The sequence below is a fragment of the Pseudomonas frederiksbergensis genome, from assembly GCF_003732665.1.
In the GTDB taxonomy this organism is placed as follows: domain Bacteria; phylum Pseudomonadota; class Gammaproteobacteria; order Pseudomonadales; family Pseudomonadaceae; genus Aquipseudomonas; species Aquipseudomonas frederiksbergensis_G.
Map to the genome: position 1 here is coordinate 35,313 of NZ_MOBP01000010.1, position 24,801 is coordinate 60,113.

At 60.8% G+C, this 24,801-nt stretch carries 28 protein-coding genes; 13 read left to right on the top strand and 15 right to left on the bottom strand.

Features of this window, described 5'->3' with window-relative positions:
• Positions 1–32: 32 nt before the first annotated feature.
• Both BK665_RS16380 and BK665_RS16385 read left to right on the top strand, forming a co-directional pair.
• Complete coding sequence (locus BK665_RS16380; protein WP_123407220.1) at positions 33–521, top strand: GyrI-like domain-containing protein; 489 nt, start codon at positions 33–35, stop codon at positions 519–521.
• Between the two features lie 315 nt (positions 522–836).
• The gene (locus tag BK665_RS16385; protein WP_123407222.1) at positions 837–1,325 is read left to right on the top strand and encodes a GNAT family N-acetyltransferase; all 489 of its coding nucleotides are present in this window, start codon (positions 837–839) and stop codon (positions 1,323–1,325) included.
• Between the two features lie 113 nt (positions 1,326–1,438).
• Here BK665_RS16385 and BK665_RS16390 read toward each other — a convergent pair whose 3' ends face one another.
• Together BK665_RS16390 and BK665_RS16395 are read right to left on the bottom strand one after the other, a co-directional pair.
• Positions 1,439–2,044, bottom strand: coding sequence for a pyridoxamine 5'-phosphate oxidase family protein (locus tag BK665_RS16390; RefSeq protein WP_123407224.1), 606 nt, complete (start codon positions 2,042–2,044; stop codon positions 1,439–1,441).
• 18 nt (positions 2,045–2,062) lie between these two features.
• Positions 2,063–2,548, bottom strand: coding sequence for a GNAT family N-acetyltransferase (locus tag BK665_RS16395; protein ID WP_123407226.1), 486 nt, complete (start codon positions 2,546–2,548; stop codon positions 2,063–2,065).
• Positions 2,549–2,690: 142 nt separating this feature from the next.
• Here BK665_RS16395 and BK665_RS16400 point away from each other — a divergent pair, with 142 nt between their 5' ends.
• The 4 genes from BK665_RS16400 (at position 2,691) to BK665_RS16415 (ending at position 5,266) form a co-directional block, all read left to right on the top strand.
• Complete coding sequence (locus tag BK665_RS16400; RefSeq protein ID WP_123407228.1) at positions 2,691–3,116, top strand: YybH family protein; 426 nt, start codon at positions 2,691–2,693, stop codon at positions 3,114–3,116.
• A 66-nt stretch (positions 3,117–3,182) separates the two neighbouring features.
• Positions 3,183–3,527, top strand: a complete 345-nt coding sequence (locus tag BK665_RS16405) for a YciI family protein (protein ID WP_054044847.1) — start codon at positions 3,183–3,185, stop codon at positions 3,525–3,527.
• A gap of 27 nt (positions 3,528–3,554) precedes the next feature.
• Complete coding sequence (locus BK665_RS16410) at positions 3,555–4,046, top strand: SRPBCC family protein (protein ID WP_123407230.1); 492 nt, start codon at positions 3,555–3,557, stop codon at positions 4,044–4,046.
• Positions 4,046–5,266, top strand: a complete 1,221-nt coding sequence (locus tag BK665_RS16415) for an RNA polymerase sigma factor (protein WP_123407232.1) — start codon at positions 4,046–4,048, stop codon at positions 5,264–5,266. The genes BK665_RS16410 and BK665_RS16415 overlap by 1 nt, the downstream gene beginning before the upstream one ends.
• 108 nt (positions 5,267–5,374) lie before the next feature.
• On the opposite strand, the gene BK665_RS16420 is transcribed toward BK665_RS16415, so the two are convergent.
• Positions 5,375–6,229, bottom strand: coding sequence for a LysR family transcriptional regulator (locus BK665_RS16420; protein ID WP_123407235.1), 855 nt, complete (start codon positions 6,227–6,229; stop codon positions 5,375–5,377).
• Positions 6,230–6,319: 90 nt separating this feature from the next.
• Here BK665_RS16420 and BK665_RS16425 point away from each other — a divergent pair, with 90 nt between their 5' ends.
• Complete coding sequence (locus BK665_RS16425) at positions 6,320–6,754, top strand: multidrug/biocide efflux PACE transporter (protein ID WP_123407406.1); 435 nt, start codon at positions 6,320–6,322, stop codon at positions 6,752–6,754.
• Between the two features lie 130 nt (positions 6,755–6,884).
• Here BK665_RS16425 and BK665_RS16430 read toward each other — a convergent pair whose 3' ends face one another.
• Positions 6,885–7,796, bottom strand: coding sequence for a LysR family transcriptional regulator (locus BK665_RS16430; protein WP_123407237.1), 912 nt, complete (start codon positions 7,794–7,796; stop codon positions 6,885–6,887).
• Between the two features lie 113 nt (positions 7,797–7,909).
• Here BK665_RS16430 and BK665_RS16435 point away from each other — a divergent pair, with 113 nt between their 5' ends.
• Positions 7,910–8,761: an NmrA family NAD(P)-binding protein gene (locus tag BK665_RS16435; protein WP_123407239.1), complete on the top strand. Its 852-nt coding sequence runs from the start codon at positions 7,910–7,912 to the stop codon at positions 8,759–8,761.
• Positions 8,762–8,938: 177 nt separating this feature from the next.
• On the opposite strand, the gene BK665_RS16440 is transcribed toward BK665_RS16435, so the two are convergent.
• Positions 8,939–9,697, bottom strand: coding sequence for an SDR family NAD(P)-dependent oxidoreductase (locus BK665_RS16440; RefSeq protein WP_123407241.1), 759 nt, complete (start codon positions 9,695–9,697; stop codon positions 8,939–8,941).
• Between the two features lie 119 nt (positions 9,698–9,816).
• Between BK665_RS16440 and BK665_RS16445 the strand changes: the two genes are divergently transcribed.
• Positions 9,817–10,713, top strand: a complete 897-nt coding sequence (locus BK665_RS16445; protein WP_123407243.1) for a LysR family transcriptional regulator — start codon at positions 9,817–9,819, stop codon at positions 10,711–10,713.
• A gap of 246 nt (positions 10,714–10,959) precedes the next feature.
• Here BK665_RS16445 and BK665_RS16455 read toward each other — a convergent pair whose 3' ends face one another.
• The 4 genes from BK665_RS16455 to BK665_RS16470 all read right to left on the bottom strand — a co-directional run bounded on the left by BK665_RS16455 (position 10,960) and on the right by BK665_RS16470 (position 15,745).
• Complete coding sequence (locus BK665_RS16455; protein WP_123407245.1) at positions 10,960–11,682, bottom strand: TylF/MycF/NovP-related O-methyltransferase; 723 nt, start codon at positions 11,680–11,682, stop codon at positions 10,960–10,962.
• Positions 11,679–12,545, bottom strand: a complete 867-nt coding sequence (locus BK665_RS16460; RefSeq protein WP_123407247.1) for a phytanoyl-CoA dioxygenase family protein — start codon at positions 12,543–12,545, stop codon at positions 11,679–11,681. Before BK665_RS16460 ends, BK665_RS16455 begins: the two co-directional genes overlap by 4 nt.
• 285 nt (positions 12,546–12,830) lie before the next feature.
• A complete protein-coding gene (locus BK665_RS16465; protein ID WP_123407248.1) occupies positions 12,831–14,450 on the bottom strand; it encodes an inorganic phosphate transporter in 1,620 nt (539 codons plus the stop codon).
• 272 nt (positions 14,451–14,722) lie between these two features.
• Positions 14,723–15,745, bottom strand: coding sequence for a transporter (locus BK665_RS16470; protein ID WP_123407250.1), 1,023 nt, complete (start codon positions 15,743–15,745; stop codon positions 14,723–14,725).
• Between the two features lie 444 nt (positions 15,746–16,189).
• Between BK665_RS16470 and BK665_RS16475 the strand changes: the two genes are divergently transcribed.
• Positions 16,190–17,812, top strand: a complete 1,623-nt coding sequence (locus tag BK665_RS16475; RefSeq protein ID WP_123407253.1) for a methyl-accepting chemotaxis protein — start codon at positions 16,190–16,192, stop codon at positions 17,810–17,812.
• A gap of 111 nt (positions 17,813–17,923) precedes the next feature.
• Positions 17,924–18,367 (top strand): hypothetical protein, encoded by a 444-nt coding sequence (locus BK665_RS16480; protein ID WP_123407255.1) that lies wholly within the window; start codon positions 17,924–17,926, stop codon positions 18,365–18,367.
• Here BK665_RS16480 and BK665_RS16485 read toward each other — a convergent pair.
• From BK665_RS16485 to BK665_RS16495, 3 genes are all read right to left on the bottom strand, one after another.
• Positions 18,364–19,539, bottom strand: a complete 1,176-nt coding sequence (locus BK665_RS16485) for a GAF domain-containing sensor histidine kinase (RefSeq protein WP_123407257.1) — start codon at positions 19,537–19,539, stop codon at positions 18,364–18,366. The genes BK665_RS16480 and BK665_RS16485 overlap by 4 nt on opposite strands.
• 311 nt (positions 19,540–19,850) lie before the next feature.
• Positions 19,851–20,156: a PepSY domain-containing protein gene (locus tag BK665_RS16490; RefSeq protein ID WP_123407259.1), complete on the bottom strand. Its 306-nt coding sequence runs from the start codon at positions 20,154–20,156 to the stop codon at positions 19,851–19,853.
• 208 nt (positions 20,157–20,364) lie between these two features.
• A complete protein-coding gene (locus BK665_RS16495; protein WP_123407261.1) occupies positions 20,365–21,492 on the bottom strand; it encodes a glycerophosphodiester phosphodiesterase in 1,128 nt (375 codons plus the stop codon).
• A 236-nt stretch (positions 21,493–21,728) separates the two neighbouring features.
• Between BK665_RS16495 and BK665_RS16500 the strand changes: the two genes are divergently transcribed.
• The gene (locus BK665_RS16500; protein ID WP_123407263.1) at positions 21,729–22,055 is read left to right on the top strand and encodes a DUF2025 family protein; all 327 of its coding nucleotides are present in this window, start codon (positions 21,729–21,731) and stop codon (positions 22,053–22,055) included.
• Between the two features lie 128 nt (positions 22,056–22,183).
• On the opposite strand, the gene BK665_RS16505 is transcribed toward BK665_RS16500, so the two are convergent.
• Both BK665_RS16505 and BK665_RS16510 read right to left on the bottom strand, forming a co-directional pair.
• A complete protein-coding gene (locus tag BK665_RS16505) occupies positions 22,184–22,507 on the bottom strand; it encodes an antibiotic biosynthesis monooxygenase family protein (protein WP_123407265.1) in 324 nt (107 codons plus the stop codon).
• Complete coding sequence (locus BK665_RS16510) at positions 22,504–23,211, bottom strand: CTP synthase C-terminal region-related (seleno)protein (RefSeq protein WP_123407267.1); 708 nt, start codon at positions 23,209–23,211, stop codon at positions 22,504–22,506. Before BK665_RS16510 ends, BK665_RS16505 begins: the two co-directional genes overlap by 4 nt.
• A gap of 15 nt (positions 23,212–23,226) precedes the next feature.
• On the opposite strand from BK665_RS16510, the gene BK665_RS16515 reads away from it, so the two are divergent.
• On the top strand, positions 23,227–24,168 hold the full coding sequence (locus BK665_RS16515) for a LysR family transcriptional regulator (protein ID WP_123407269.1): 942 nt from the start codon (positions 23,227–23,229) through the stop codon (positions 24,166–24,168).
• On the opposite strand, the gene BK665_RS16520 is transcribed toward BK665_RS16515, so the two are convergent.
• The gene (locus BK665_RS16520) at positions 24,165–24,710 is read right to left on the bottom strand and encodes a DUF1003 domain-containing protein (protein ID WP_123407271.1); all 546 of its coding nucleotides are present in this window, start codon (positions 24,708–24,710) and stop codon (positions 24,165–24,167) included. The two genes, BK665_RS16515 and BK665_RS16520, sit on opposite strands and share 4 nt — an antisense overlap.
• Between the last annotated feature and the right edge of the window lie 91 nt (positions 24,711–24,801).

The following is a 24,801-nucleotide window of genomic DNA, read 5'->3' on the forward strand; positions in this document are numbered from 1 at the left end:
CGAACCCACTTTTTTGTTCCAGGAGTTGAGTCATGGATGAGCAAACACACGTCAAACCGGCCGAGCCACGCATTGTAAGCGGGCACTTCCTGCTCATTGCCGGGCTTGGCGGACGATTTACCCAGGAAACGTCGAAGAAGATTCCCGAACTCTGGGAGAAATTCATTCCCGAGATCGGCAAGATTCCGGGGCAGAAAAGCGAAGTGACCTACGGTATTTGCTGCAATCCCGACGGCATGGGCGGGTTCGAATACATCGCCGGCGTGGAAATCAGCAAGCTCGACGATTTGCCCGACAAGTACCGCTGGGTCGAGGTTCAGCCGCAACATTACGCAGTGTTCGAGCACAAGGGATCGCTGGACACCTTGCCCCAGACCTTTCAATACATCTGGAAAACCTGGCTGCCACAGTCCGGTCGCGCAGCGGCGGACGCCCCGGAGTTCGAACGCTACAGCGAGGACTTCAACCCGAAGCTCAAAACCGGTGTGCTGGAAATCTGGCTGCCGCTCAAACCCGAATGATCGCAGCGAGAGGCGGACTGCACGTCCGCCTCTCGACTTGTCATTTACCCTGCTTCAGCCGTCGCGCCCGCAACAGGTCGATGGACAGGGTGACAAAGCCAAACGCGATGATGCCCGAGAGCATAAGAAGACCGATCTGAACGCTGCTCATGACGTATTCCCCCTATTGATGATCAGAGACAGGGAACACCAATAGGCCGAATCCTGGAGCAATGAAAGCGCCTATACGCAGGCTTTACGGCGCCGACGGTGATCGATATGAACACCTTATTCCTCTATGATCTCCCACCTTTCCAACGCTGAATCCGAGCCGCCATGAACACCGTTATCCGTCACGTCACCCCCGTCGACCTGGACCGCTGCTTCGCCATCGAAACCGTGGCCTATGAAGGCGACGAAGCCGCCACCCGGGAAAAAATCGCCACCCGCATCGCCACCTGGCCCGAAGGTTTCATCGTGGCAGACGTCGATGGCGTTGTGGCCGGTTTCATCAATTCCGGTGCGGCGTTTGAAGTGGAAATGTCAGACGAAGCGTTCAAGGAACTGATCGGCCACGACCCGAAAGGCCCGCATGTGGTGATCATGTCGGTGGTGGTCCACCCGGATTATCAGGGGCAGGGTCTGGCTAAACGCTTGATGGGCGAATTCATCGAGCGGATGCGCGGGATGGGCAAGGCCAGCATCCATTTGATGTGCAAGGAGCGGCACATTCCGCTGTATGCGGGGTTCGGGTTTGCCTACATCAAACCGTCGGCGTCCGACCATGGCGGGATGGCTTGGCATGAGATGGTGCTTGAGCTCTGATTGATTCGGTGCGGCTGAAATTGCCTTCGCGGGCAAGCCTCGCTCCTACAGGATTCGCGCAGGACTTGTAGGAGCGAGGCTTGCCCGCGAAGGCGATCGAAAGATCTCAATTGCTAGTAAAGGCTATCGCGCACCCTGGCCGGCGCTTCTCGGTCATACGTCTCGGCATCAAATTGCCCATCATTCAGCCGCTTGTGAAACGCCCCCGCCGTCGGCAGGGCTGAGCGGTCCAGGTAGCGTTCCGGGTTCCACAGCTGCGAACGCACAATCGCCTTCGAACAGTGGAAATACGCCGCGTCCACCGTCACCAGCATCACCGTACGCGCCGGTTTGCCGTTGACTGCGAAACTCTCCAGCAGCTCAGGTTCGGCGCTGATCTGCGCGGTGCCGTTGACCCGCAGTGTCTCGCCAATCCCCGGAATGATGAACAGCAGCGACACCCGTGAATCGAGCACTACGTTGCGCAGCGTATCGATGCGGTTGTTGCCCGGACGATCCGGGATCGCCAGGGTGTGCTCATCGATGATCCGCACAAAACCCGGCGCATCGCCCCGAGGCGAACCGTCCATACCATCCGGGCCGACCGAGCTGATGATGATCAGCGGCGAAGCGCGGACCATCGCCTGATAGTCCTCGTTCAAAAACGCGATCTGCTTGCGCACGGCACGGTCATGGGGTTGGCCGTAGATGGCCTCCAGTGCTTCGATTGAATTCACCATCGTTTTTCCCTCAACGATTCAGAAAACCAGGCCCATCCGCCGTTCGTAGCCGATGCGGCCCTTGTACGCCTCGCCACTGTCGACGAAGCCAAATTTGGCATACAGCGCGATGGCCGCTTCGTTGTCGGCGTCCACTGACAACTCCAGCCCCTTTATTTCCGGAAACGCCTGGCGCGCAGCATCGGGCAACGCTTGCAGGCAGGCCTTGCCATACCCCTTGCCCTGGGCGCGTTGATCGACTTGCAAGGCGTGCAACGTGGCGCTGTGTTCATTTGCCCAGGCCGGTAGTGCCGGTGGGCGCTTGAGCAGCAGGAATGCGACGGGGATGTCCTCGACCAGCAAGGCAAAACCTTTGACGCCGGGACCGGGTTTGGACAGCAAGGTGTGCAACGCACCGTGGATGTCGCCGGAGAACTTGATTTGTTCTTTGTGTACTTCGATGGCCTCGACCTGTCGGCACTGGTGCGCGTTCAGGCTTTCGTAAGGCACGAGTAGAGCTGTCACGGGAGTGTCCTTTTTCCACTGCAAACGGGCCTCGAATTCTAGCGAGTTTGCGTAGTTGGATTATTTTTATTTCAGGTGTCGATTCAACGTTACGCCGAACGACTAGAGGTGTCTTCCCAACAAAAACCACGGAGAAAGCACCATGCACGCTCAAACCCAAATCCATAACCTGATCGAAAACTATCGTCAGGCCGTCATCATCAAGGACGTGGAAAAAGTCATGGCCCTGTACGCCGACGACATCGTGTCCTTCGACGCGGTCAAGGCCCTGCAATTCAAGGGCAAAGCGGCGTACCGGGCGCACTGGCAGGCCTGCATGGAAATGTGCCCCGGCCCGCACATTTTCGAATTCCATGAGATCGATATCGCGCCGTCCCAGGAAATCGCCTTCGCCCATTGGCTGGCCCATTGCGGCGGCACCAACGACAAGGGCGAAACCCAGGCCTGCTGGATGCGCGTCACGCAGTGCTACCGGCAAGAGGCAGGGCTGTGGCAGATCGTCCATGAGCACTGGTCGGCACCGTTCGACATGACCAGCGGCGCTGCGCTGTTCGACCTGAAACCCTGATCGTCGGAAAAGCAGCCATAACGCCAAACAGCAGCCATAGTTGATCAGCCGATCACGGAGAGCCCCATGAAATACCTATGCCTGGTTTACAGCAACGAGCAGGCGCTGCACTCACTGCCCGACAGCCCCGAGGACGCCGAATGCATGGCCTACGCCGAGTCGATCCAGGGCAGTGGCCGGATGATCGCCGCCGAGGCGCTGGAGTCGGTGCAGACTGCCACCACGGTGCGTATGCGCAACGGCAAGTTGTCGATCACCGATGGCCCGTTCGCCGAAACCAAGGAGCAGTTGGCCGGCTTCTACCTGATCGATGCCAAGGACCTCAACGAAGCGATCCAGGTTGCCGGTGACATCCCGGCGGCCCGGGTCGGCTGTGTCGAGGTGCGTCCCGTTCGCCAGTTGAATCCCTGAACAATCAAAAACAAACAGGAGATCTGCATGAGCCCGCAACCCTTTAAAAAACAGCCTGCCGAATTCGAACTGTCCATCAGCCGTCTGATCGACGCGCCACGCCGTAAGATTTTCCGCGCCTGGACCGAGCCGGCCTTGCTCGTCCAATGGTGGGGGCCCCACGGCATGACCACGCCGGAGTGCGAAATGGACCTGTGGGTCGGCGGCCAGTTTCGCACCCTGATGCGCGCCCCGGACGGCAGCGAATACCCGACCATGGGCGTGTTTCTTGAAATCGTCGCGCCGGAGCGGCTGGTGTTTACCGATGCGTTTATCCCCGGCTGGATTCCCTCGGGCAAACCCTTCATGAGCGCCGAAGTGACCCTCGAAGATCAGGGCGGCAACACCCTCTACACCGCCCGCGCCATGCACTGGAGCGAAGAGGATCGCCAGGCTCACGAGGCCATGGGTTTCCATGACGGTTGGGGGCAAAGTCTTGATCGGTTGGTGACGCTGGTGACCGAAGGCATGCCGGACTGATGTCCGCTGAGTCGGTCAAGGCGCGGGTCGAGCAGGTTTACCGCGAAGACTCGCGGCGAATCCTGGCGACGCTGATCCGTTTGCTCGGCGATTTCGACCTCGCCGAAGAGGCCTTGCACGAGGCGTTCTTCGTCGCGGTCGAGCGCTGGCAGCGCGACGGCGTGCCGGACAACCCGCGCACCTGGCTGGTGTCCACCGGGCGCTTCAAGGCGATTGATGTGTTGCGCCGGCGGGCGCGGTTCAAGGCGTCGCGGCCGCTGCTGATCGCTCAACTGGAAGCGCTGGAGCAGGCCGATTGGAGTGACGAAGACGTGGAAGACGATCGCCTGCGCCTGATCTTCACCTGCTGTCACCCGGCCCTCGCGGCAGATGCGCAAGTGCCGCTGACCCTGCGGGAAGTCTGCGACCTGACCACGGAAGAAATCGCCCGCGCCTTCCTCTCGGCGCCGGCCACCATCGCCCAGCGCATCGTGCGCGCCAAAGCGAAAATCCGTGACGCGAAAATCCCTTATCAAGTGCCGTCGCTGAGCGAATTGCCCGAGCGCCTCGACAGCGTGTTGCGGGTGATTTATCTGGTGTTCAACGAAGGCTACTCGGCGTCCATCGGCGCCGAACTGACCCGCGAAGCGATTCGTCTCGGGCGTTTGTTGGTGGAATTGTTGCCTGAACCTGAGGTGATGGGGTTGCTGGCATTGATGCTGTTGCACGAGTCCCGACGTCCGGCGCGCAGTACTGAAAACGGCGAACTGATCCTGCTGGATCAACAGGACCGTTCGTTGTGGGATGCCCGGATGATTGCCGAAGGTTGCGCGTTGGTGGAGCAGGCGCTGACCTTGCGGCGTTTCGGGCCTTACTGCCTGCAAGCGGCGATTGCGGCGGTGCATGCTGAAGCCGCGACGGCGGGGGAGACGGATTGGCCGCAGATTGTGGGTTTGTATGATTTGCTGCTGCGGGCGGTGCCGTCGCCGGTGATCGAGCTGAACCGTGCGGTGGCGCTGGCCATGCGCGATGGGCCGCTGGCGGGGTTGACGGTGGTGGAAGGGATTCTGGCCCGGGGCGAGCTGCAGGATTACCACCTGGCGCATTCAGCGCGGGGGCAGTTTTGCCGGCAGTTGGGCCGGGTGGAAGAGGCAAGGTCGGCGTATCAGCGAGCGCTGGAATTGACGCAGCAGGAGCCGGAGCGGCGGTTTATCGAGGGGCGGCTCAGGGATTTGGAATGATTCGAGAGGTGCGCTGTGGCTGCTGGCCTCTTCGCGGGCAAGCCTCGCTCCTACAGACTATGGGTGATCCCCTGTAGGAGCGAGGCTTGCCCGCGAATGGCCGCACCGCTATTCCAACATTTTGCTCAATAACCAACTCCCCGCCGGCCCCGGCGGATGCAGCCGCGACCACAGCGCATCGACATACACCGGCTTCGGCCAGCCCCGCACTTGCAGTTCCACCAGCGAACCCGCGCCAAACCGCCCCACCAGCCAGCGCGGCAGCGGCGCCCAGCCGAAGCCGCCCTGGGCCATTTCCAGCAGCATCAGGTAACTCGGCGCCGACCAGACCCGGCCCTTCGCCCGGCTTTCATAGGGATTGACGATGGTCGCCAGGCGCAACTCCCGGTGCTGTTGCAACACGTCCTGATCGATCCCGCTCAGCGTCGCCAAAGGGTGGGTTTGCGCGACGAACAGGGCGATTTCCGTGCGCTCGTCGACGGTCGAACTGACCAGATCCGGTGGATAACTGTCCTGCATCTCAGCGAAGGCGACATTCGCTCGACCACGCTGCACCAGCGCCACCAGGTCATCGCATTCGGCGATCAGGCATTCCAACTCAAGGTCCGGATAACGCTGTTCGAAAGCACTGAGTGCCGCTTCGAAACGGTCGGACTGATAGGTGTCGGAAATCGCCACCGTCAGCTTCGCCTCGACCCCTTGGGACAATTGGCTGGCGGTCATTTCCAGGCGACTGGTGGCGGCGAGGATTTCCTCGGCCCGTTGCAGCATCACGTGCCCGGCCGGGGTCAGGGTCGGTTTGCGGCTGCTGCGGTCGAACAGGGTCAGGTTGAGGTCGATTTCCAGGCTCGCCACCGCCGCGCTGACGGTCGACTGACTGCGCCCCAGTTTGCGCGCCGCTGCGGAAAACGAGCCTTGGGTCGCGGCCTGGACAAACGCCAGCAACACTTCGTGTGAGGCCATGAACTATCGCCTTGATCGATGGTTATTGATTATGAAGTATCGGTGCGCTGCCAGATCATGGCAACCACAGTCACTCAGGGGAGTCTGGCCATGACCGCCAACAAATCCATTACTGAACGTATTTTCCAGGCCATCGGTTTCGAACTGCTGGCCGTCCTGATCTGCACTCCGCTGCTGGCCTGGGTCATGGATAAACCGATGCTGGAAATGGGCGTCGCCACCGTGGCGATCGCCGCCCTGGCCCTGGGCTGGAACGTGGTGTTCAACGGGTTTTTCGACCGTTTGCTCAAGCACTACGCCATCGTGCGCAACGCCTGGGTGCGGGTGGTGCATGCGCTGTTGTTCGAGGGCGGGCTGATCGTGATGGGCGTACCGCTGATTGCCTGGTGGCTGAGCATCAGCCTGTGGCAGGCGTTCCTGCTCGACATCGGCGTGTTGCTGTTCTTCCTGCCGTACACCTACGTTTACCACTGGGGGTATGACGTGGTGCGCGAGCGGATGTTGATGGGGCGGGCGCTGCGTTAAGACTGCAAAGCATGGAACACCACCATCCCTGTGGGAGCGGGCTTGCTCGCGAAGGCGATTGCACATTCAACATCAATGTCGACTGACAGTCCGCTTTCGCGAGCAAGCCCGCTCCCACAAGGGGCTGCGGTTAGCCGTCACACAACTCACTGACAAACTCCAAAAACGCCCGCACCTTCGCCGCCGGCAGATGCCGCGACGGGTACAGCGCATACAGCGGAAATCGCTCGTCCGGCCAGTCCGGGAACAACTCCACCAACCGTCCTTCCGTCAACGCCGGGGCAATCCCCAAGTCCAGCACCTGAGCGATGGCTTGCCCACTTTCGCAAACGCTGTGCAACGTCCCCACATCATTGACCAACAACCGGCAATGGGGCTGTACATGCAGCACCGCACGCCCCGGCCGATGAAATTCCCAGCCAAACGGCCGGGCGGTTTGTGGGTCGCGGAACTGCACGCAGGTGTGGCGCTCGTCCTCCATGTCCAGCGGCGCCAGTGGTCGGCCATGGCGTTTCAGATAGGCCGGTGAGGCGAGGGTCAGCACTCGCACTTCCAACAATTTGCGCGCCACCAACGACGAAGACTGCGGATGGCCGAAACGCACCGCCAGATCAAAGCCGTCCGCCACCATGTCGCCGAGTTGGTCGCGGGTTTGCAACTCCAGGTACAACTGCGGATGACGGGCCATGAACTGCCCCAGTTTCGGCCCGAGGATCAGCCGTGAAAAATACGGGTCCATGTTCACTCGCAAGCGCCCGCGCACCTGGGTGGCGCTGTTCGAGGCTGAGTTCGCCGCTTCTTCCAGGCTGGCCAGTAGCGGGGCGATTTCGCCATGAAAACGCCGGCCTTCATCGGTGAGCGTGACCGTGCGGGTGGTGCGGTCGAACAATCGAATACCCAGGCGTTTCTCCAACCGGGCGATGGCGCGGCTGACACCCGATGGCGTCAGCTCCAGCGCCTCGGCGGCCCGCACGAAACTGCCGCCATCCACCACCGCGCTGAACACGCCCATGCCGCTGGCCAGGCTTGCGTCGAAACTCATTGATGACTCCGGATCATTTGTCCAATGACATTCATGCTATCGGAGAATGTCGGCCCACGGCTCAATAATCTGCCCATCGCGACAACCGTCGCCATCCAGCAGGAGAACAACTGATGTACGCAGTCATGGGCATTACCGGGAAAGTGGGCGGCGCGGTCGCCCGGACGTTGCTGGCCGCCGGGCATCAGGTGCGCGCCGTGGTGCGTAGCGCCGATAAAGGCGCGGTGTGGGCCGGGCAAGGCTGTGAACTGGCGGTGGCCGATGTCGATGATCGCGAGGCGATGGCCAAGGCGTTTACCGGTGTGGTCGGGGTGTTCGTGATGATGCCGTCCAACTTCGATCCGTCCCCAGGCTTCCCGGAAACCCGGCAGGTGGTGGAGAACATTCGTTCGGCGCTGGAAACGGCGCGGCCCGGCAAAGTCGTGGGTCTGTCGACCATCGGCGCCCAGGCTTCCCAGCCGAACTTGCTCAATCAATTGCGCCTTCTGGAGCTAGGGCTGAGTTCGCTGGCGTTGCCGGTCACCTTGCTGCGCCCCGCCTGGTTCATGGAAAACGCCCTGTGGGACGTCGAGCACGCGGTCGGTTCGGGGGGCATTCCAAGTTTCCTGCAACCGCTGGATAAACCGGTGCCGATGATCGCCACCGCCGACGTCGGTCGGGTTGCTGCAGAGCTGTTGCTGGAAACCTGGAATGGCCAGCGCGTTGTCGAATTGGAAGGCCCGCAACGGATCACGCCGCTGCAATTGGGCGCCGGTTTCAGCGAGCTGTTGGGCAAACCGGTGCGCATGCACGTGGTGCCACGGGAAACCTGGCAGGGCCTGTTCGAAAGTCAGGGGATGCGCCATCCCTTGCCACGGATGCAAATGATCGATGGCTTCAACGAAGGCTGGATCGAATTCGAAGGTGAACCGCGCAAGGGCCGGGTCGAGTTGTTGACCGTGCTCAAACAACTACTGGCGAGGTAGACCTGTAGGAGCGAGGCTTGCCCGCGAAGGCGGTGTGTCAGTCACACCCAATGTTGAATGTGCCCCCGCCTTCGCGGGCAAGCCTCGCTCCTACACGCGATGGCGGTGTGTCAGTCACATCAATGTTGAATGTGGCGCCGCCTTCGCGGGCAAGTCGGATCGCCGCACCGCTTGCTCCTACAAAAACATCCCGCCCGACGCTTCGATGCGCTGGCCGTTGATCCACTGGCCGCCCGGCGACAGCAACAGCGCAATCGCCGCGCCGATGTCATCCGGCTGACCGGCGCGCCCCAACGCGGTGTTGCTCGCCACCATCTGATTCACCGCAGCGATATCCCGCACCGCACCACCGCCGAAATCAGTCTCGATGGCCCCCGGTGCGAGGATGTTTACCGCAATTCCGCGTGCGCCAAGCTCCTTGGCCTGGTAGCGGGTCAGTACTTCCATCGCCCCTTTCATCGCCGCATACGCGCCATAACCCGGCAGGCTGAAGCGCGCCAGACCGCTGGAAATATTGACGATGCGCCCGCCGTCATTCATCAGCGGCAGCAGGTTCTGGGTCAGGAAGAACGGGCCTTTGAAATGGATATTCATAAGCAGGTCGAACTGCTCGACGGTGGTGTCGACGAAGTTGGCGTGCACACCAATCCCCGCGTTGTTGACCAGGAAATCGAAGTGCTGACGATCGAAGTGGTTCTTCAGCACCTTGGCGACTTCGCTGCTGAAGTTGGCGAAGCTTTCACTCTGGCCAACGTCGAGTTGCAGCATGGCGGCGCGCCCGCCGAGGCTTTCGATTTCGGCGACCAGGGCCTGGGCCTCATCGGCGCGACTGTTGTAGGTGCCGATGACGTCGATGCCTTGGGCAGCCAAGTGCAGCGCGGTGCTTTTGCCCAGGCCGCGACTGGCGCCGGTGATCAATGCGATTTTACGGTTCATGGGATTTCCTCAAGCGGTGGGTGAGCGATGTGAGGAAGTTTATTTATCCGGCCCGTGGTGATAAACAGGAGGAAATCGGAATCACTGGTCGGTTAAGTCGAACAATAAAGGTTGGACCCATGAACAAACTGGAACTGCTGCGCACTTTCGTTCGTGTCAGCGAAATGTCGAGTTTTACCCTGGCCGGTGAGAGTCTGGGCTTGCCCCGGTCCACGGTGTCCGAACACGTCCAGGCTCTGGAAACCCTGGTGGGCACGCGCCTGCTGCAACGCACCACGCGCAAGGTTCAGGCGACTCAGGATGGTTTGGTGTTGTACGAACGCAGCAAGGATCTGCTGTCGCACATGGATGAAATCGAAGGCCTGTTCAAGCAGGACGAGGCGTCGCTGGCCGGGCGGATTCGCATCGACATGCCGAGCATCATGGCTCGCCGATTCGTCATGCCGCGCTTGCCGGAATTCATGTCCAGGCACCCGCACCTGGAACTGGAAATCAGCAGCACCGACCGCCGGGTTGATTTACTCAGCGAAGGGTTTGATTGCGTGGTGCGGGTCGGGGCGCAGCCGGATCAGTCGGTGGTGGCGCGGCGGGTGTGCGAGTTTTCCATGGTCAACTGCGCCAGCCCAGCGTATCTGGAACGTTTCGGCGTGCCGCAACATCTCGAGGATTTGGCCCGGCATCGGCTGGTGCATTACGTCGGGGTGTTGGGCTCGCGTTCGGAAGGGTTTTTGTACGAGGACGCGGGGCAGACGCGGCGCGTGCCGATGGCCGGCAGCATTACGGTGAACAACTCCGATGGCTACGAATCGGCGTGCCTGGGTGGGTTTGGTTTGATCCAGGCGCCGTTGCATGGCATGCGGCCGTATCTGCTCACGGGGGAACTGGTCGAAGTGCTACCGCAATGGCGAGCGCCGTCGATGGACGTGTCATTGCTGTATGCGCGGCAGCGGCATCTGCCGTTGCGGGTGCGGGCGTTCATGGATTGGCTGGAACAGGTTATCCAGGCAACCCACTGACCTGTGGGAGCGGGCTTGCTCGCGAATACGGTGTGTCAGTCGACATTAACGTTAACTGACACACCGCCTTCGCGGGCAAGCCCGCTCCCACAAGGGGATTGCTGTCGAGCACAAATTTTGTGTCCACAGCAAATCCCCTGTAGGAGCGAAGCTTGCTCGCGAAGGCGGCTTAACATTCAACGTACATGTTGACTGCTAGACCGCTTTCGCGAGCAAGCTTCGCTCCTACAGGTCCGGGGTGAGGCGTTAGACGTGGAAGTAGCCGACGCACGAATCGAACGGCAGGCGCTTGAGTTCGATTTTGTTCAGATCCAGCACTTCGCGCAGGGCTTTGGTTTCGCCGGGGAAGTTGCGGTAGGCGACTTCGTCCAGGACCACCACCGCGCCTTTGGGCATGTACGGCAGGAAGGTTTCCAGGGCGACTTTGGTCGATTCGTACAGGTCGGTGTCGAGGATCAACATGGCCACGACCAGGTCCGGACGGGTCTTGACCCACTCTGGCACGGTCTTGACGATGTCGCCCTTGACCAGCTCGCAACGCGGGATGCGGTTGACCGGGCGCAGCAGGTCGTTGGCGTCGATCATGTCCTGGATCAGCGACTGGTCGGTGTCGGAGAACATGGTCTCGTTGACGTCCGCCGGGTCTTCTTTCTTGTCGATGCTCTGGAAGCCTTCGAAGGTGTCGAAGCCGATGATCGAGCGGTTGATCGCATACGGTTCCAGGATCATCGACAAGTGCATGTACAGCATCAGCGAGTTGCCCTTGTACACGCCGCACTCGATGATCGCGCCCGGTATTTCGGCGACTTTCTTGAACAGCTCCATGCGCGACAGCGCAGCGGTCACGCCGATGCGGTTGGCGAAGACGAACGGCGCGTCGGCCACGTACTCGGCATCGACCCGTTTCAGGACGTTGGCACGGGTTTCGTTGTACTGGGCCTCGGCGGGCGTGATGCGACGCTTGGTCATTGCTGGATTCCTTGGAAATTCGAAAAGTCGTGGGCGTGGAAATAGTCTTTGAAACCGGCGCCGACGTCAGGGCAGGCGCTGTCGACGTTGATCGCGCCGCGCTTGTGCTTGAGGTCGTCGAGGTGCATCAGGCGGAAGTCCACGCTGAAGCGGGTCTGTTGCGTATGGTTTGGCACAGTGCCATGCAAATGCGAGCCGGAGAAGATCAGCATGTCACCGGTGTTGCCGGCCACGCGCACTTCCGAGGCGCTGTTGATCGCTTCCAGGGGCACCGGATGCACCCGGGCTTCCTCCTTGAGGTTCTCCTTGGCCTTGTGCCGCTGGTTGCTGATCCAGTCGTTGAGGCTCCATTCGCTGGAGGTGTTCTTCACCGGTACGTCGAAGTACCCGCCGTTGATCATCATGGTCTGGTCGGGGCTGATGGTGTGCACCGGCATCCAGGTGTTGATCTGGCAATCGACGCTGCCGTACCAGGTATCGCGATGGGGTTTGTACGCATAGCTGACGCCCGCGTGCAGGTATTCGTAGTTCGGCACCACGCGGATGCGCGGCACGTCGAAAATGTACTCGCGCGGATCGATACCGATTTCATCGATGAAGCTCAGGATCAATTCCTTGGCGCGCAGGCTGTTGGTGAACTGGCCCTTGAGGCGCGTCACCAGTACGACGAATTCTTCCACCGGCATCAGGGTGTGCAGGGCCTGGTGGTGGGTCTCGCCGTTGAAGGCGGCGGTGATGCTTTCCTGGGCGAACGCGCACAGTTCTTTGGCGGCACGCAGCTCAGTGTTCAAGAAAATGTCGCCGGCGTAGATGGCTTCTTTGAAGTCAGCTTTTTTCTGAAGCTGATTGATGTACAGATTCACGGGTCGCACTCCTGAATGCATCGAGTCTCTTAAGAATCGGCACCACGTTAGCAAACTGAAGTGCGATCCATCGCTTGGCAGGTCAATAAAGACTTAATTGGCAGAAATAGCGACGAAATGTACTGGCCAGGCAAAAAAAATCCCGGCTCGGGAAATGAGCCGGGATATTCGCCTTGCCTTTGTAGGAGCGAAGCTTGCTCGCGAAGGCGGTGTGTCAGTCAACAGTTGAGTTGAATGTTAAGCCGCTTTCGCGGGCAAGCCTCGCTCCTACAGGTTCGGGGTGGGTCAGAAGAGTTTGGTGAACAGCCAGTACAGGCTGCCCGACAACAGGATCGCCGCCGGCAAGGTCAGCACCCACGCCATCAGCAGGTTGCGGATGGTCTTCATCTGCAAGCCGCCGCCGTTGGCGACCATCGAACCGGCGACCCCTGAGGACAACACGTGGGTGGTGGACACCGGCAAGCCGAACATGTCGGCGGCGCCGATGGTCAGCATGGCCACGGTTTCCGCCGACGCGCCCTGGGCGTAGGTCAGGTGGGTCTTGCCGATTTTCTCACCGACCGTCACCACGATGCGCTTCCAGCCCACCATGGTCCCCAGCCCCAGTGCGATGGCCACGGCGATCTTCACCCACAGCGGAATGAAGCGTGTGGAGTTGTCGATCTGTTGCTTGAACAATTGCAGCTTGCCGCTGGTGTCGGCGTCGAAGTTGCCGACCTTGTTTTTGTCCATCAGGCGAATGGTTTCGCTGGTCAGGTACATGTCGTTACGCACGTTGCCCACGGCCTCGGCCGGGACTTTCGACAGTGAACCGTAACCCTTGACCTCGGCGCCGATACGGCCGGTCAGTTCGGCGAGGGCGGGGACCAATTGTGGCGTGGCTTCCTTGCTGCGCACGTAGTCGGAAAGAATCGCTCGCGGATCGGCCGGGGCCGGTTGCGGCGACGCTTTCACCAGGGCTTGCTGGGTGACTTCGGCCACGACGGCGAACTGCAACGCCTGATCGGCGGGCATGGTGCGGTTCAGTGCGTAGGCCATCGGCAAAGTACCGACCAGGATCAACATGATCAGGCCCATGCCTTTCTGGCCGTCGTTGGAACCGTGGGCGAAGGACACGCCGGTGCAGGTCAGGATCAACAGACCGCGAATCCACCATGGCGGCGGCGCGTCGCCTTCCGGTGCCTTGTACAACGCACGATTCTTGACGAAGGCGCGCAAGGCCAGCAGCAACAGCGCGGCGCAGCCAAAGCCGACCAGCGGCGAGAGCAACAGCGCGTAACCGATCTTGGTCGCCTGTGCCCAGTCCACGCCGCTGGTGCCATCGCGGCCATGCATCAGGGCGTTGGCCACGCCGACGCCGATGATCGAACCGATCAACGTGTGGGACGACGAGGCCGGCAAGCCCAGCCACCAAGTGCCGAGGTTCCACAGGATCGCAGCGATCAACAGGGCGAAGATCATGGCGAAACCGGCGGAGGAGCCGACTTGCAGAATCAGTTCCACCGGCAGCAACGCGATGATGCCGAACGCCACCGCACCGCTTGAAAGCAACACGCCGAGAAAGTTGAAGAACCCGGACCAGGCCACCGCGAAGTTCGGCGGCAGCGAGTTGGTGTAAATCACCGTGGCCACGGCGTTGGCGGTGTCGTGGAAGCCGTTGACGAATTCAAACCCGAGGGCGATCAGCAATGCCACGCCGAGCAGCAGGAACGGCGTCCAGGTGGTCACCACCGTGCCGAGTTCGTGCATGTCGTGCATCAGGCTGTAAGCGGTGAACAACAACCCGCTGGCCAGTACCCCGAAGAAAATCACCAGGGTGAACAGGCCGGGTTTTTTATTGAGCTGCGGTCTGGCGCTGCTGCCGCTGGCGGGCGCCTGGGCAGTGGTATAGGAAGGAGTAGCCATCACGGACAATCCTGAGGAGGGAAGGAGTGTCGCCCATGATCGTTTCAAAATGTGACAGAGAGACTGCGGTGGGTCAGTGTTTGCGGTTTTTGTATAACCACCCGTCCTGTAATGATCGTTCCCGCGCGGAGTGGGGAACGATCAACAGCGTGGGAACGATCAACGTCCTGTAGGAGCGAGGCTTGCCCGCGAAGAACGATAACGCGGTCATTCAGATAGACCGAGGCGTTCCATTCGCGGGCAAGCCTCGCTCCTACAGAGATTGGGGTGCGTTAATAATCCTGGCGCTTACGAAACGCCCAACGCCCGGCCAGCACGGTAAACGTCGCCACCAGCGCCACCAGAATCCAGAACCCCTCCGGGTCCCCCGCCAGCGGAATCCCGCCCACGTTCATCCCGAAAAACCCGGCAATGATGTTGATCGGCAACGCCAGCACCGTGACCACGGTCAGGGTAAACAGCGTGCGGTTGCTCTGTTCGTTGAGGTTGGCGGCGATCTCTTCCTGCAACAGTTTGATCCGCTCACCCAGGGCCGTGAGGTCGTTGATGATCAGGGCAAATTCCTCGGTGGACTTGCGCAGCTCCTTCACGTCTTCCTTCTGCAGCCATTGCGGCGGCCGGTTGAGCAGGCGCAGCAACGACCCCGGCTCCAGCGCCAGCAGCCGTTGCAGGCGCACCAGCACCCGACGATTGGCGCCCAGCTCGGCGCGGTTGGTCGATAGCCGTGACGACAGCAATTCATCTTCGATCTGGTCGACGCTCTGGCTAGTCTTGCGCACGATCTGCGTCAGCACTTCGCCCTGATCGCGCAACAGATGTACCAGCAACTCCAGCGGCGAGCGAAAGCACTCGCCGGCCTTCACCGAGGAACGCAACTTATCCACCGAGTGCAGCGGTTGCAGGCGGGCGCTGATGATCAACTTGCTGCGGGCGCAGACCCACAGCGTCGACACATCCGAGGAAACCATGCTGCTGAGGTTGAACACCACGTCGTTGACCACCGCCAGCAACGCCGAATCCACGTGTTCGATCCGCGTCGAGCGCGAGCCTTCGTGCAACGCCTCGAAAAACTCCTCGGGCAATTCCAGATGGCTTTTCATCCAGCGCTCGCACGCGGCGTGGGCCAGGTTCAGGTGCAGCCAGAGAAATTCGTCGCTGTCTTCCGGTTGCTGCAAACAGCGCAGCGCCTCGGCCGAATCGATCTCCCGGCCACGCTCACCGGGACGAAAACGGAAGCCGTAAAGCAGGCCGAACAAGTCAGTGTCGCGGTGAGTGTGATCGATGCTGTGGTTCATGAGGTCTCGCTGGGAGGGGCGTTCGGCTATAGCAACGTAGCACCTTGGACCGTAGCAGCTGTCGAGCGCAGCGAGGCAGCGTTCGGCGGCGAAGCCGTCGTCAAACCTGAGCACGCGGTCTATCTGAAACACCGCGTTGGCTGATTTTGCGACGACTTCGTCGCCGAACGCTGCCTCGCTCCGCTCGACAGCTGCTACGGGAGCTAGGGCGATTGCTACCGGACATCATCGCAAGGCGTTTTGACGGTTTTGTGACGGTTGCGTGGCGCCGTAAAAGTGACCTTTACCAGTGGTCGGAATTGATTCAAGAACCGCTCTGGCACGCCGATGACGCAGATGTTAGGTTGCGCGGCCCCGGCCACGAACCGGGACCGCAGACAGGGAAGTTTGGACGTCTTTCACGCCCAACCAGGCGTGCCTATTTCCTGTCATGAGTATCATCCGATGCTGCAAAAATCCCTGAGAGCCCAAATCCTCGCGTTGCTCGGCGGCAGCCTGTTGGCGATGTTGCTGATCGCTTTGGCCTGCTTTCATTTCCTGTCCAGCGGCGTACAGAGCTACGCCAATCTGATCGACGGACCGCTGCACACCTCGCAATTGATCGATGAGGCCAACCTGCAATTCAAGGTGCAGGTTCAGGAGTGGAAAAACGTCCTGTTGCGCGGCAAGCAACCGGCGGACCTGGACAAATACTGGAAGCAATTCGAAGACCGCCAGCGCGACGTGCAGGGCATCCTCGGCGAACTGGCGAGCCAGAAAGGCCTGGATGGCCAGCTCAAGACCCGCATCGAACGCCTGCGTGACGAACACCGTCAGTTGGGCAGTGCCTACCAGAAGGGTCGCGATGCCTACGTCGCCGCCGGTGCCGACCCGACTGCCGGCGACACCGCCGTCAAAGGCGTGGACCGCGCCACCAGTGATCAGATGAGCGAATTGGTCGGCGAACTGCGCAAGCAGGGCACTGAGCAATCGGCATTGATCAGCGCCGGAGCCGAGCGCACGGTGATGCTGGGGATTATCGTGATGCTCGCCTCAGGTCTGTTGATCGGCCTGTTGAGCCTGTGGCTGATCAACCGCAACCTGGTTGACCCGATCCGCAAACTGATCGATTACGTGGCGCAACTCAGCCAAGGCAAATTTGCCGACCGTGTGGCCAGTACCCGTCAGGATGAACTGGGCAAACTGGCGATGGCCGCCAACACCCTGCGCGACTTCCTCGCCGAAACCTTCACTCGTTTGCAGCGCAGCGCCAAGGACCTGGACAGCGCCAGCGGCGAGTTGAATGCCATCGCCGGCCTGATGGCCAGCGGCACCAACGAGCAATTCAACCGCACCGACCAAGTGGCCACGGCGATGAACGAAATGTCCGCCACCGCCCAGGAAGTGGCGCGTCACGCTGCCGACGCGGCCCGTGCCGCCGACGATGCCGACCAGTCCGCCCAGCAAGGCGAAAAAGTCATGCAGGGCACCATTCACACCATCACCCAGATGCGCGGCGAAATCGCCAACACCGCCACGGTTATCCGTCGTCTGGAAACCGACAGTGGCCGCATCGGCAAGGTGCTGGAAGTGATTCGCGGCATCGCCGAGCAGACCAATTTGCTGGCGCTCAACGCGGCGATCGAAGCGGCCCGTGCCGGTGAAGCCGGACGCGGTTTTGCGGTAGTGGCCGACGAAGTGCGCAGCCTGGCCCAGCGCACGGCGGCGTCGATCATCGAAATCAACCAGATCATCCAGACCGTGCAAACCGGCGCGGTGGATGCGGCCCAGGCGATTGAAAGCGGCCAGTCCCGCAGCGAAGAAAGTGTCGAGCAAGTGACCCAGGCCGGCGCGATGCTGGAGCGCATCACCCACGCCGTGGAAGCCATCCGCGACATGAACCGCCAGATCGCCACCGCTGCCGAAGAGCAGACCTCAGTGGCCGAAGACATCTCGCGCAACCTCACCGAAATCACCACGATTGCCAGTACCAACCTGGACAACGTGCAGCGTACCGAAGCGGCAAGCCACAACCTGCACGGCTTGTCCGGGCAATTGAATGAAGTGACGGCGCGCCTGAGCGCTTAAGCAAAACGACTGTGTACCGGTTCGCTTACCAAACCGGTACACAGTCGATCTCAAGTGCGACCAGCGGATGTCGATGATGGGGTTAACCTGAACCCACATAGGACAAGTCCCATGGTCAGCATCACCTCGGTTTCGATCAACCAGACCCTTTCCACACCCACCAGCAAAACCTCGATCAGCGACAGCACCGAAGACACCACGTCAGCGACGGCAACTGCCACCGATTCCGGCGATACCAGCAAGACCTCGGCAAGCGGCGGCGCACCGGCGGCGGGGGGCGGCAGTTCGAGCAGCAGCTCTGAATCCGATGCGGTAAAAGAACTGCGCAAGCAGATTGCCGAGTTGCAGAAGCAATTGCAGGAACAACAACAGCAGTTGCAAGCGGCTCAGGCCAAGCAGGAAAGCGCCGATGCCAAGGCTGCTGACGTGGCCGCCGCGCAGTCGCAGATTTCCGCCACCTCGGGCTCGTTGCAGACTGCCACGGCGGCGTTGTTGCAGGCGTTGCAGGAGGAGGGCGGCAGCACCTCCGGTTCGATGGTCAGCACCACGGCTTAAACCGCTGGCGGCAGGCTGAAGGTAAATTGCGTGCCGGTTTGCGCGGTGGACTCGACCTGCAATTGACCGCCATGGGACTGGGCAATCTGGCTGGCAATGTAGAGGCCCAGGCCCAATCCCGCCCGGGTCGAATCGTCGGTCGGGCGCGAGTAGGGATGGAACAGTTGGGACAGTTCCTCTTCGGGAATCTGCCCCTGGTTTTTCACCGCCAGCCTGAAACCGTGCTGATCCACCTGCGCGCTGATTTCCACATCACCCTGGGGATCGCCGTGGACGATGGCGTTCGCCAGCAGGTTCGACAGCAATTGCGCGACGCGTTCGCGGTCGCAAGGGATGTTCGGCAAAGGGCTGATCGAGGCGTGGATGACCCGATTCGGGTAAACGCTTTGGATCTCTGAAATGACATGCAGCAAGGCGTCGGCCAGATCCGGGCAGGGCGCGATAGTGAGCGGGATGCCATTGCCCATTCGGCCACGGGCGAAGTCCAGCACGTCGTCCACCAATTGCGCGGCGCGGCGGGTGCTGGTGAGGATGTGCGTGACCAGTTTGTCGCCGGCGGGGTTGGGGAACTTGCGCCGCAGCATCTCGGCAGAGGCGCTGATGGCGAACAGCGGGTTGCGCAGGTCATGGCCGAGCACGGCGATGAACTGTTCGCGCAGCTCGGCGATTTTCTGTTCCTGCTGCAACGCGGTTTCGGCCCGTTGCAGGTTCTCCTCGGCTTCGATCTGCAGCGACAGCACCCGGGCGAACGATTCCATGGTGCTCTGGATCGCGCTGGCCTTGAGCTCGGCGGGGTTGGGGTCCAGCGCACAAATGGTGCCGAAGAAACGCCCGTCGGTGCGGAACACCGGGACCGAGATGTAGCTTTCGAATTGGTACAGGCGCGGGGTGTGGTGGTCGTGGTACAGCGGGTCTTCGCTGGCCTTGTCGATCACCACCGAGACATGGGCCTGGCGGATTTCATGGCACAGGGTGGTGACCAGATCCAGCTCGCCACCGACCTTGAGGCCGAAATCCAGTTGGTCGAGCACGGCACAGGCCGTCCATGAATCCTCGGTAACACGGGCCACAGCGGCAAAGCGCAGGCCGGTCATTTCCCGGATCACCTGGAGAATCGCCGGCACGGCACTGATCCGGCCGATGGTGGCGATGTCTGCTGCCGCTGTTTCCATGTTTCTTGTTCTCTGCTTGAACGCCGTGAGCGGATTCTAGCCACCCTGGCGCCGAGCAGGCACAAAAAAACGCACGACCCGGAGATCGTGCGTTCTCTAAATTCACCGCCAACCCCTGTAGGAGCGAAGCTTGCTCGCGAAAGCGGACGATCAGCCAACATTGATGTTGCCTGATTCACCGCTATCGCGAGCAAGCTTTGCTCCTACAGGGATTGGGGTGAGTCAGGCTCATTGTTGTTGGATGTGGTGCCGCCTTCGCGAGCAAGCTTCGCTCCTACAGGGATTGCGGTGATCCACAGGGATTGGGGGGATTATGTGTCTTGTTTGTTGCTCAGGACCTTGCCGGTGGTGGCATCGAAATCCACGTCCCATTCAACGCCTTTGGCATCTTTGAGCTCGACTTCGTATTCGTAACCGTTGAAGTGGTTGTCCAGGTCGGTGTCGGTGATGGTCGTGCCCGGATGCAGTTTCAAGGCCTCTTGGTTCATTTCTTCCAGTGGCTTGATCTTGCCGCTTTTGACCAGCTCAGGGATCTGGTCGACACGGATGTCAGCCTGGGCGATGCCGGCAGTGAGGGTCAGGGCAGCGGCGGTGAACAGGGCAGTGAGGGTTTTCATAAGCGTCTTTCCTTGGGTGATCTGTTTAAGTGGGCTCAGGTTAACCGGCGCAACTTAATTCACCCTTAAATTCAGCTGCGGCCGCTAAAAGCATTCGCGAGCAAGCCCGCTCCCACCAATTGACCGCATTCTCCTGATAGAACTCGGTCAACTGTGGGAGCGGGCTTGCTCGCGAAGAACGATAACGCGGTGTCGCGTCAGACGCCGATCAGTACCCGTTGTTCTGCAGCAATTGCGCCACAGTGCCCGCCGCCGGACGTTTGTAGAACTTCAGCAGTTCGCTGGCGCGGTTGGTGAAGATGCCATCGACGCCGGCGTCCATCACTTTCTGGTAATCCACGGCATCGTCGATGGTGTAGACGTGCACCAGCAGGCCCTGATCATGGGTGAACTGATTCATCCATGGCTTGACCAGATCCGAATAGCTTTGATCGCCGCCCTTGGTCAGCGCGGCCGAAGGACCGGTGCCGATCGCGCCCTGGGACTTGGCGTACTCGATCCATTGCTGGAATTCGGCTTTGCTTTTCGGCTCTTGCTTGGCGTAGTAAGTGGCTTTGTCCTTGTCGCCGGACTCGGCGAAGGTCACCTTGGATTTCGGCTCGATGCTGCCTTCGCCGACCCACAGCAACAGGATTTTCGGCACGTTCGGCATTTCTTTTTGCAGCAGTTCGAGGCTGCTCTTCTCGAAGGTTTGCAGCACGACCTTGCCTTTGCCCTGGCCGACGGCCAGATTGCTCTTCGCCAGTTTCGAACCGGCCGGGCTCAGCCAGCCGCGATCCTGGAGTTTGTCCTTGAGGTCGCGTTCGATACCGGGGAATTGCTTCGGCTCCTTGGTTTCGATGTACAGGCCGGGTTTGTGCAGCGGATTGCCCTCGGCGATGTCGATGATTTCATCGAGGGTCAGAATCTTCAGGCCGACGTAGGAAGGACGGGCACGATCCGGGTAAGCGGCGTTGAACCAACTGCCGGCGTCGAGGGTTTTCAGTTCGCCAATCGTGAACTGGTTGGCCGGGGCATCCTTGCGCTCAGGAAACTTGGTGGCGACGTCGGTGGTGCGTTGCAGATTATTGTCGTGCAGGGCGAACAGCACGCCGTCCTTGCTGCGCTGCAGGTCCATTTCCAGGTAATCGGCACCCAGGTCGCGGGCCAGTTTGTAGGACGCAGCGGTGGATTCCGGGGCATCGAACGACGCGCCGCGGTGGGCAATCACCGCCGGGTGCGGGATGCCCAGAGTGGTCGCCAGTGCGGTGGGGCTGGGCTGGCTGGCGGCCTGTGCCTGGCCGAGGCCGAGCAGCAGACTCAGCAGCAAGGCGCTCTTGGTGAAGGTTGCAGGCATGGTCGAGGTCCTTTCGCAGAGGTTTTCAAAGACGTACCTTTTAACAACTGAGCGCCGCGAGCGCTATCGCGAGACCGACATAAACGTATTTAAAGCGATTTTTTTCCGCGCTTTTGTGCGGTTCTTTGCAGTACTCTCTGGCCCATGCGTTTCCCCGGCAGAGGGAAACCCGTTCATCCGCCCTGCGTGTAAACCATCGATCACCGGTCCTTTAGCGACCTTTTGTGAGGTTTATCATGCGCATCACGTCCCAACTCATCTGCCAGGCCGCCGACCAACTCAAGGGTTTCGTCGGCCTCAATCGCAAGACCGGCCAATACATCGTGCGTTTCAGCGAAGACTCGTTCGGTATGGACGTGGCCGATGACGGCATTATTCCTACCAGTGAATTTGTCTGGGCACCGGGGCCTGGCGAGGCGATGACCCTCAAACGTGAGTTGATTCAGTTGCTGCTGGATCAGAATATTGATGACCGGATCAATGTGACCGAGCCGTTGCGGGTGTACATGAGTCGGCGGGAAGTGCCGGAGATTTCGGCGGTGCGGAGTTTGGTTCAGGGCTGATGGTTTTGTGGTGACTTTATTGGCCTTTTCGCGAGCAGGCTCGCTCCCACACTGGATCTGTGGCGCAAGCAAATCCCCCTGTGGGAGCGAGCCTGCTCGCGAAGACGGCCTGAAAAACACTGCATCATTCAGAGCTTGAACTCATAAGCCCGCTCAACCCGACACACCCGCGTATGGCACTGCGAATACCAAGTCGCCCGGCCACGCTCCCTGATTGCGCTGTGCTCCGGATGCTGCTTCCACGCCAGAATCGCCGCTTCACTGGTCCAGTACGACACAGTAATCCCCAACCCATCCTCACCCCGAGCCGATTCCACACCGAGAAACCCCGGCTGTTCGCGTGCCAGTTGCACCATGCGTTCGGCCGCCTCGGCGTAGCCCTGGTCACCGTCGGTGCGCAGTGAGGTGAAGATCACCGCGTAATAGTGGGGCGGTGGCGTAGTGGCGATCATCGTTTGTGTCTCGCACAGGCTTCGACCAGCGCCCGAACCAACGGCGGCAACGTGCCCTTGAGCGCGGCGCGTTCCGGTTGGAACAGGGTGGCGACGAAGAACGGATGCCCCTTGAGCTCCACCGCTCGCAAATCACCGTTCGAGTCGTGCCCTGCGGCGTTGAGTTGTTGGGTCAGCAATGCTTGCTCAAACTCTGGATTCACACCGTAGCGGCAGCGATAGCCTTCGTGAATCTCGGATTTTTCATACGCCTTGGCGATCAACGAGCCTTCCACCAGATGAATGCTGTCGACCGCTTCCACCAGTGAGCACGTCAACGGTGTGAGCAATGCTCGCTCAGCGTCGGGGGCGGTTTCGCCGTGCTCGGCATCGGCCCAGCCCAATACGTTGCGGGCATATTCCAGCACCGCATGTTGAAAACCGCCGCAGGTGCCGAGGAAAGGTCGCTGGTGTTCGCGGGCAAAACGGATCGCTCGCAGTGCGCCGTCCATGTCGCGGTATGGGCTGGCGGGCACGCACCAGAAGCCGTGGAATGAGTCGAGCCGTGTATCGGCGTTGATCCGGTCGGTGGCCAGCCATTGGAACTGCACGTCCAGGTCCAGGTTTTCTGCGGCCATGCCGAGGGCGATGGGAATGGCTTGGTGGGCGGTGACTTGTGGGTCGTAGTCGCCGATCAGGGCGATGCGGATGGCGGTGGTTTCCATGAGGGCTCTCTGCGCTTGTTGATTCCTGATACCCACTATAGATTGGCGTTCGCGCACTCAATATTGGCGTTTTCCCAATTGATCAATGCACCCACGCACTATCGGCTGGACTATCCGGACCTGGCGCTGATCCTGGCGTTGGTCCGTGGCGGCTCTCTGGCCCGTGCCTCGCAGCTATTGAAAGTCGACGTGTCGACGGTGTTCCGCGCCGTGCGCCGACTGGAAGCCGCGCTCGGTCAGCAACTGTTCGAAAAGAGCCGCGCCGGTTACCTGCCCACAACCTTGGCCCAGACCCTGGCCGAACAGGCGGAGCGCGCCGAGCAAGCGCTGGACGCGGCGCGCATCGGCGTGGAGCAGGGCGGTGAAGTGATCAGCGGCACGGTGCGCCTGACCTGCACCGATTCCGTCCTGCAAGGCTTGCTGCTGCCGGCGCTGGCCCGGTTCATGCCGTCCTACCCGGCGCTGACCATCGAACTCAGCACCTCCAACGACTTCGCCAACCTCAGCCGTCGGGATGCCGACATTGCCCTGCGCCTGACCCGCACACCGCCGGAGCATTTGGTCGGGCGCTGTTTGGCGCAAGTGTCGTATCGGGTGTGTGGCAGCAAGGCCTATCTAAAAACCATCGATCCTACGGATTTGGCTGCACTGACCTGGATCGCCCCGGACGACTTCCTGCCTGATCACCCGACCATCGCCTGGCGCCGTCAGCAATGGCCCGGTGTGATGCCGGGATATCGCTGCAACAGCCTGTTGTCGGTGACGGAATTGGTGCGGGCAGGGCTGGGAGTCGCGGCGTTGCCGGACTTTCTGATCGGCGACGGTTTGCAGCCGTTGACCGGGCCGTTGCAGGGTTGCGACACGGCGCTGTGGTTGCTCACTCGACCGGACTGCCGTGCGTTGCGCTCGGTGGTGACGCTGTTCGATGAACTGGGCCGGGCGCTGCGCTTGCCTTAAATCGGCGTTTTCGGTTCGTCTTTTCGTACAAAGTGCTGGTGCATTTCCGAGGTCAGGTTTTCGATGCGCTCGGTCAGGCTCTTGGTCATTTCGGTGAGGCGAGTGTTTTGCTCCAGCAGCTCCATCAACTGTGCGGTGTTTTGCGCGGCCTGGGCCTGGCGCTCACTGTTGGCCACGGCCAAGGCCTCGCGGTGTTGTGCGTCAGCGTCGGACTGGGCTTTGTCCCGCGCAGCCTGACGGGTCTGGGCCAGCAGGATCAGCGGCGCGGCGTAGGCTGATTGCAGGCTGAACGCCAGGTTGAGCAGGATGAACGGATACAGGTCGAAGTGCGCCACACCGAACAGGTTCAGGCACACCCACAACACCACGATCAGGGTTTGCGCGCCGAGAAAGGTCGGCGTACCAAAGAACCGCGCAAACGCCTCGGCGCGCAGGGCAAATTTGTCATTGCCGAAGGTCGGCGCCAGATGAGCGTGGGCACGGTGGAAGCGCAGGTGATCGACAGTGGCGGCGGGTTTGTGGTCGGGCTTGGTTGAATTCATGGTGCGCTCGGCGAGGAATCGGGACGTGCGGTCACTATAGTCCTGTGCCGGCGCTTGTTAGCTGAATCGATGTTGAACGGGAATCCGCCTT

Coding starts and splice junctions, on each gene's coding strand:
- BK665_RS16380 (WP_123407220.1), top strand. CDS start 33: ATGGATGAGCAAACACACGTCAAACCGGCCGAGCCACGCATTGTAAGC.
- BK665_RS16385 (WP_123407222.1), top strand. CDS start 837: ATGAACACCGTTATCCGTCACGTCACCCCCGTCGACCTGGACCGCTGC.
- BK665_RS16390 (WP_123407224.1), bottom strand. CDS start 2,044: ATGGTGAATTCAATCGAAGCACTGGAGGCCATCTACGGCCAACCCCAT.
- BK665_RS16400 (WP_123407228.1), top strand. CDS start 2,691: ATGCACGCTCAAACCCAAATCCATAACCTGATCGAAAACTATCGTCAG.
- BK665_RS16405 (WP_054044847.1), top strand. CDS start 3,183: ATGAAATACCTATGCCTGGTTTACAGCAACGAGCAGGCGCTGCACTCA.
- BK665_RS16410 (WP_123407230.1), top strand. CDS start 3,555: ATGAGCCCGCAACCCTTTAAAAAACAGCCTGCCGAATTCGAACTGTCC.
- BK665_RS16415 (WP_123407232.1), top strand. CDS start 4,046: ATGTCCGCTGAGTCGGTCAAGGCGCGGGTCGAGCAGGTTTACCGCGAA.
- BK665_RS16420 (WP_123407235.1), bottom strand. CDS start 6,229: ATGGCCTCACACGAAGTGTTGCTGGCGTTTGTCCAGGCCGCGACCCAA.
- BK665_RS16425 (WP_123407406.1), top strand. CDS start 6,320: ATGACCGCCAACAAATCCATTACTGAACGTATTTTCCAGGCCATCGGT.
- BK665_RS16430 (WP_123407237.1), bottom strand. CDS start 7,796: ATGAGTTTCGACGCAAGCCTGGCCAGCGGCATGGGCGTGTTCAGCGCG.
- BK665_RS16435 (WP_123407239.1), top strand. CDS start 7,910: ATGTACGCAGTCATGGGCATTACCGGGAAAGTGGGCGGCGCGGTCGCC.
- BK665_RS16440 (WP_123407241.1), bottom strand. CDS start 9,697: ATGAACCGTAAAATCGCATTGATCACCGGCGCCAGTCGCGGCCTGGGC.
- BK665_RS16445 (WP_123407243.1), top strand. CDS start 9,817: ATGAACAAACTGGAACTGCTGCGCACTTTCGTTCGTGTCAGCGAAATG.
- BK665_RS16455 (WP_123407245.1), bottom strand. CDS start 11,682: ATGACCAAGCGTCGCATCACGCCCGCCGAGGCCCAGTACAACGAAACC.
- BK665_RS16465 (WP_123407248.1), bottom strand. CDS start 14,450: ATGGCTACTCCTTCCTATACCACTGCCCAGGCGCCCGCCAGCGGCAGC.
- BK665_RS16470 (WP_123407250.1), bottom strand. CDS start 15,745: ATGAACCACAGCATCGATCACACTCACCGCGACACTGACTTGTTCGGC.
- BK665_RS16475 (WP_123407253.1), top strand. CDS start 16,190: ATGCTGCAAAAATCCCTGAGAGCCCAAATCCTCGCGTTGCTCGGCGGC.
- BK665_RS16480 (WP_123407255.1), top strand. CDS start 17,924: ATGGTCAGCATCACCTCGGTTTCGATCAACCAGACCCTTTCCACACCC.
- BK665_RS16485 (WP_123407257.1), bottom strand. CDS start 19,539: ATGGAAACAGCGGCAGCAGACATCGCCACCATCGGCCGGATCAGTGCC.
- BK665_RS16490 (WP_123407259.1), bottom strand. CDS start 20,156: ATGAAAACCCTCACTGCCCTGTTCACCGCCGCTGCCCTGACCCTCACT.
- BK665_RS16495 (WP_123407261.1), bottom strand. CDS start 21,492: ATGCCTGCAACCTTCACCAAGAGCGCCTTGCTGCTGAGTCTGCTGCTC.
- BK665_RS16500 (WP_123407263.1), top strand. CDS start 21,729: ATGCGCATCACGTCCCAACTCATCTGCCAGGCCGCCGACCAACTCAAG.
- BK665_RS16505 (WP_123407265.1), bottom strand. CDS start 22,507: ATGATCGCCACTACGCCACCGCCCCACTATTACGCGGTGATCTTCACC.
- BK665_RS16510 (WP_123407267.1), bottom strand. CDS start 23,211: ATGGAAACCACCGCCATCCGCATCGCCCTGATCGGCGACTACGACCCA.
- BK665_RS16520 (WP_123407271.1), bottom strand. CDS start 24,710: ATGAATTCAACCAAGCCCGACCACAAACCCGCCGCCACTGTCGATCAC.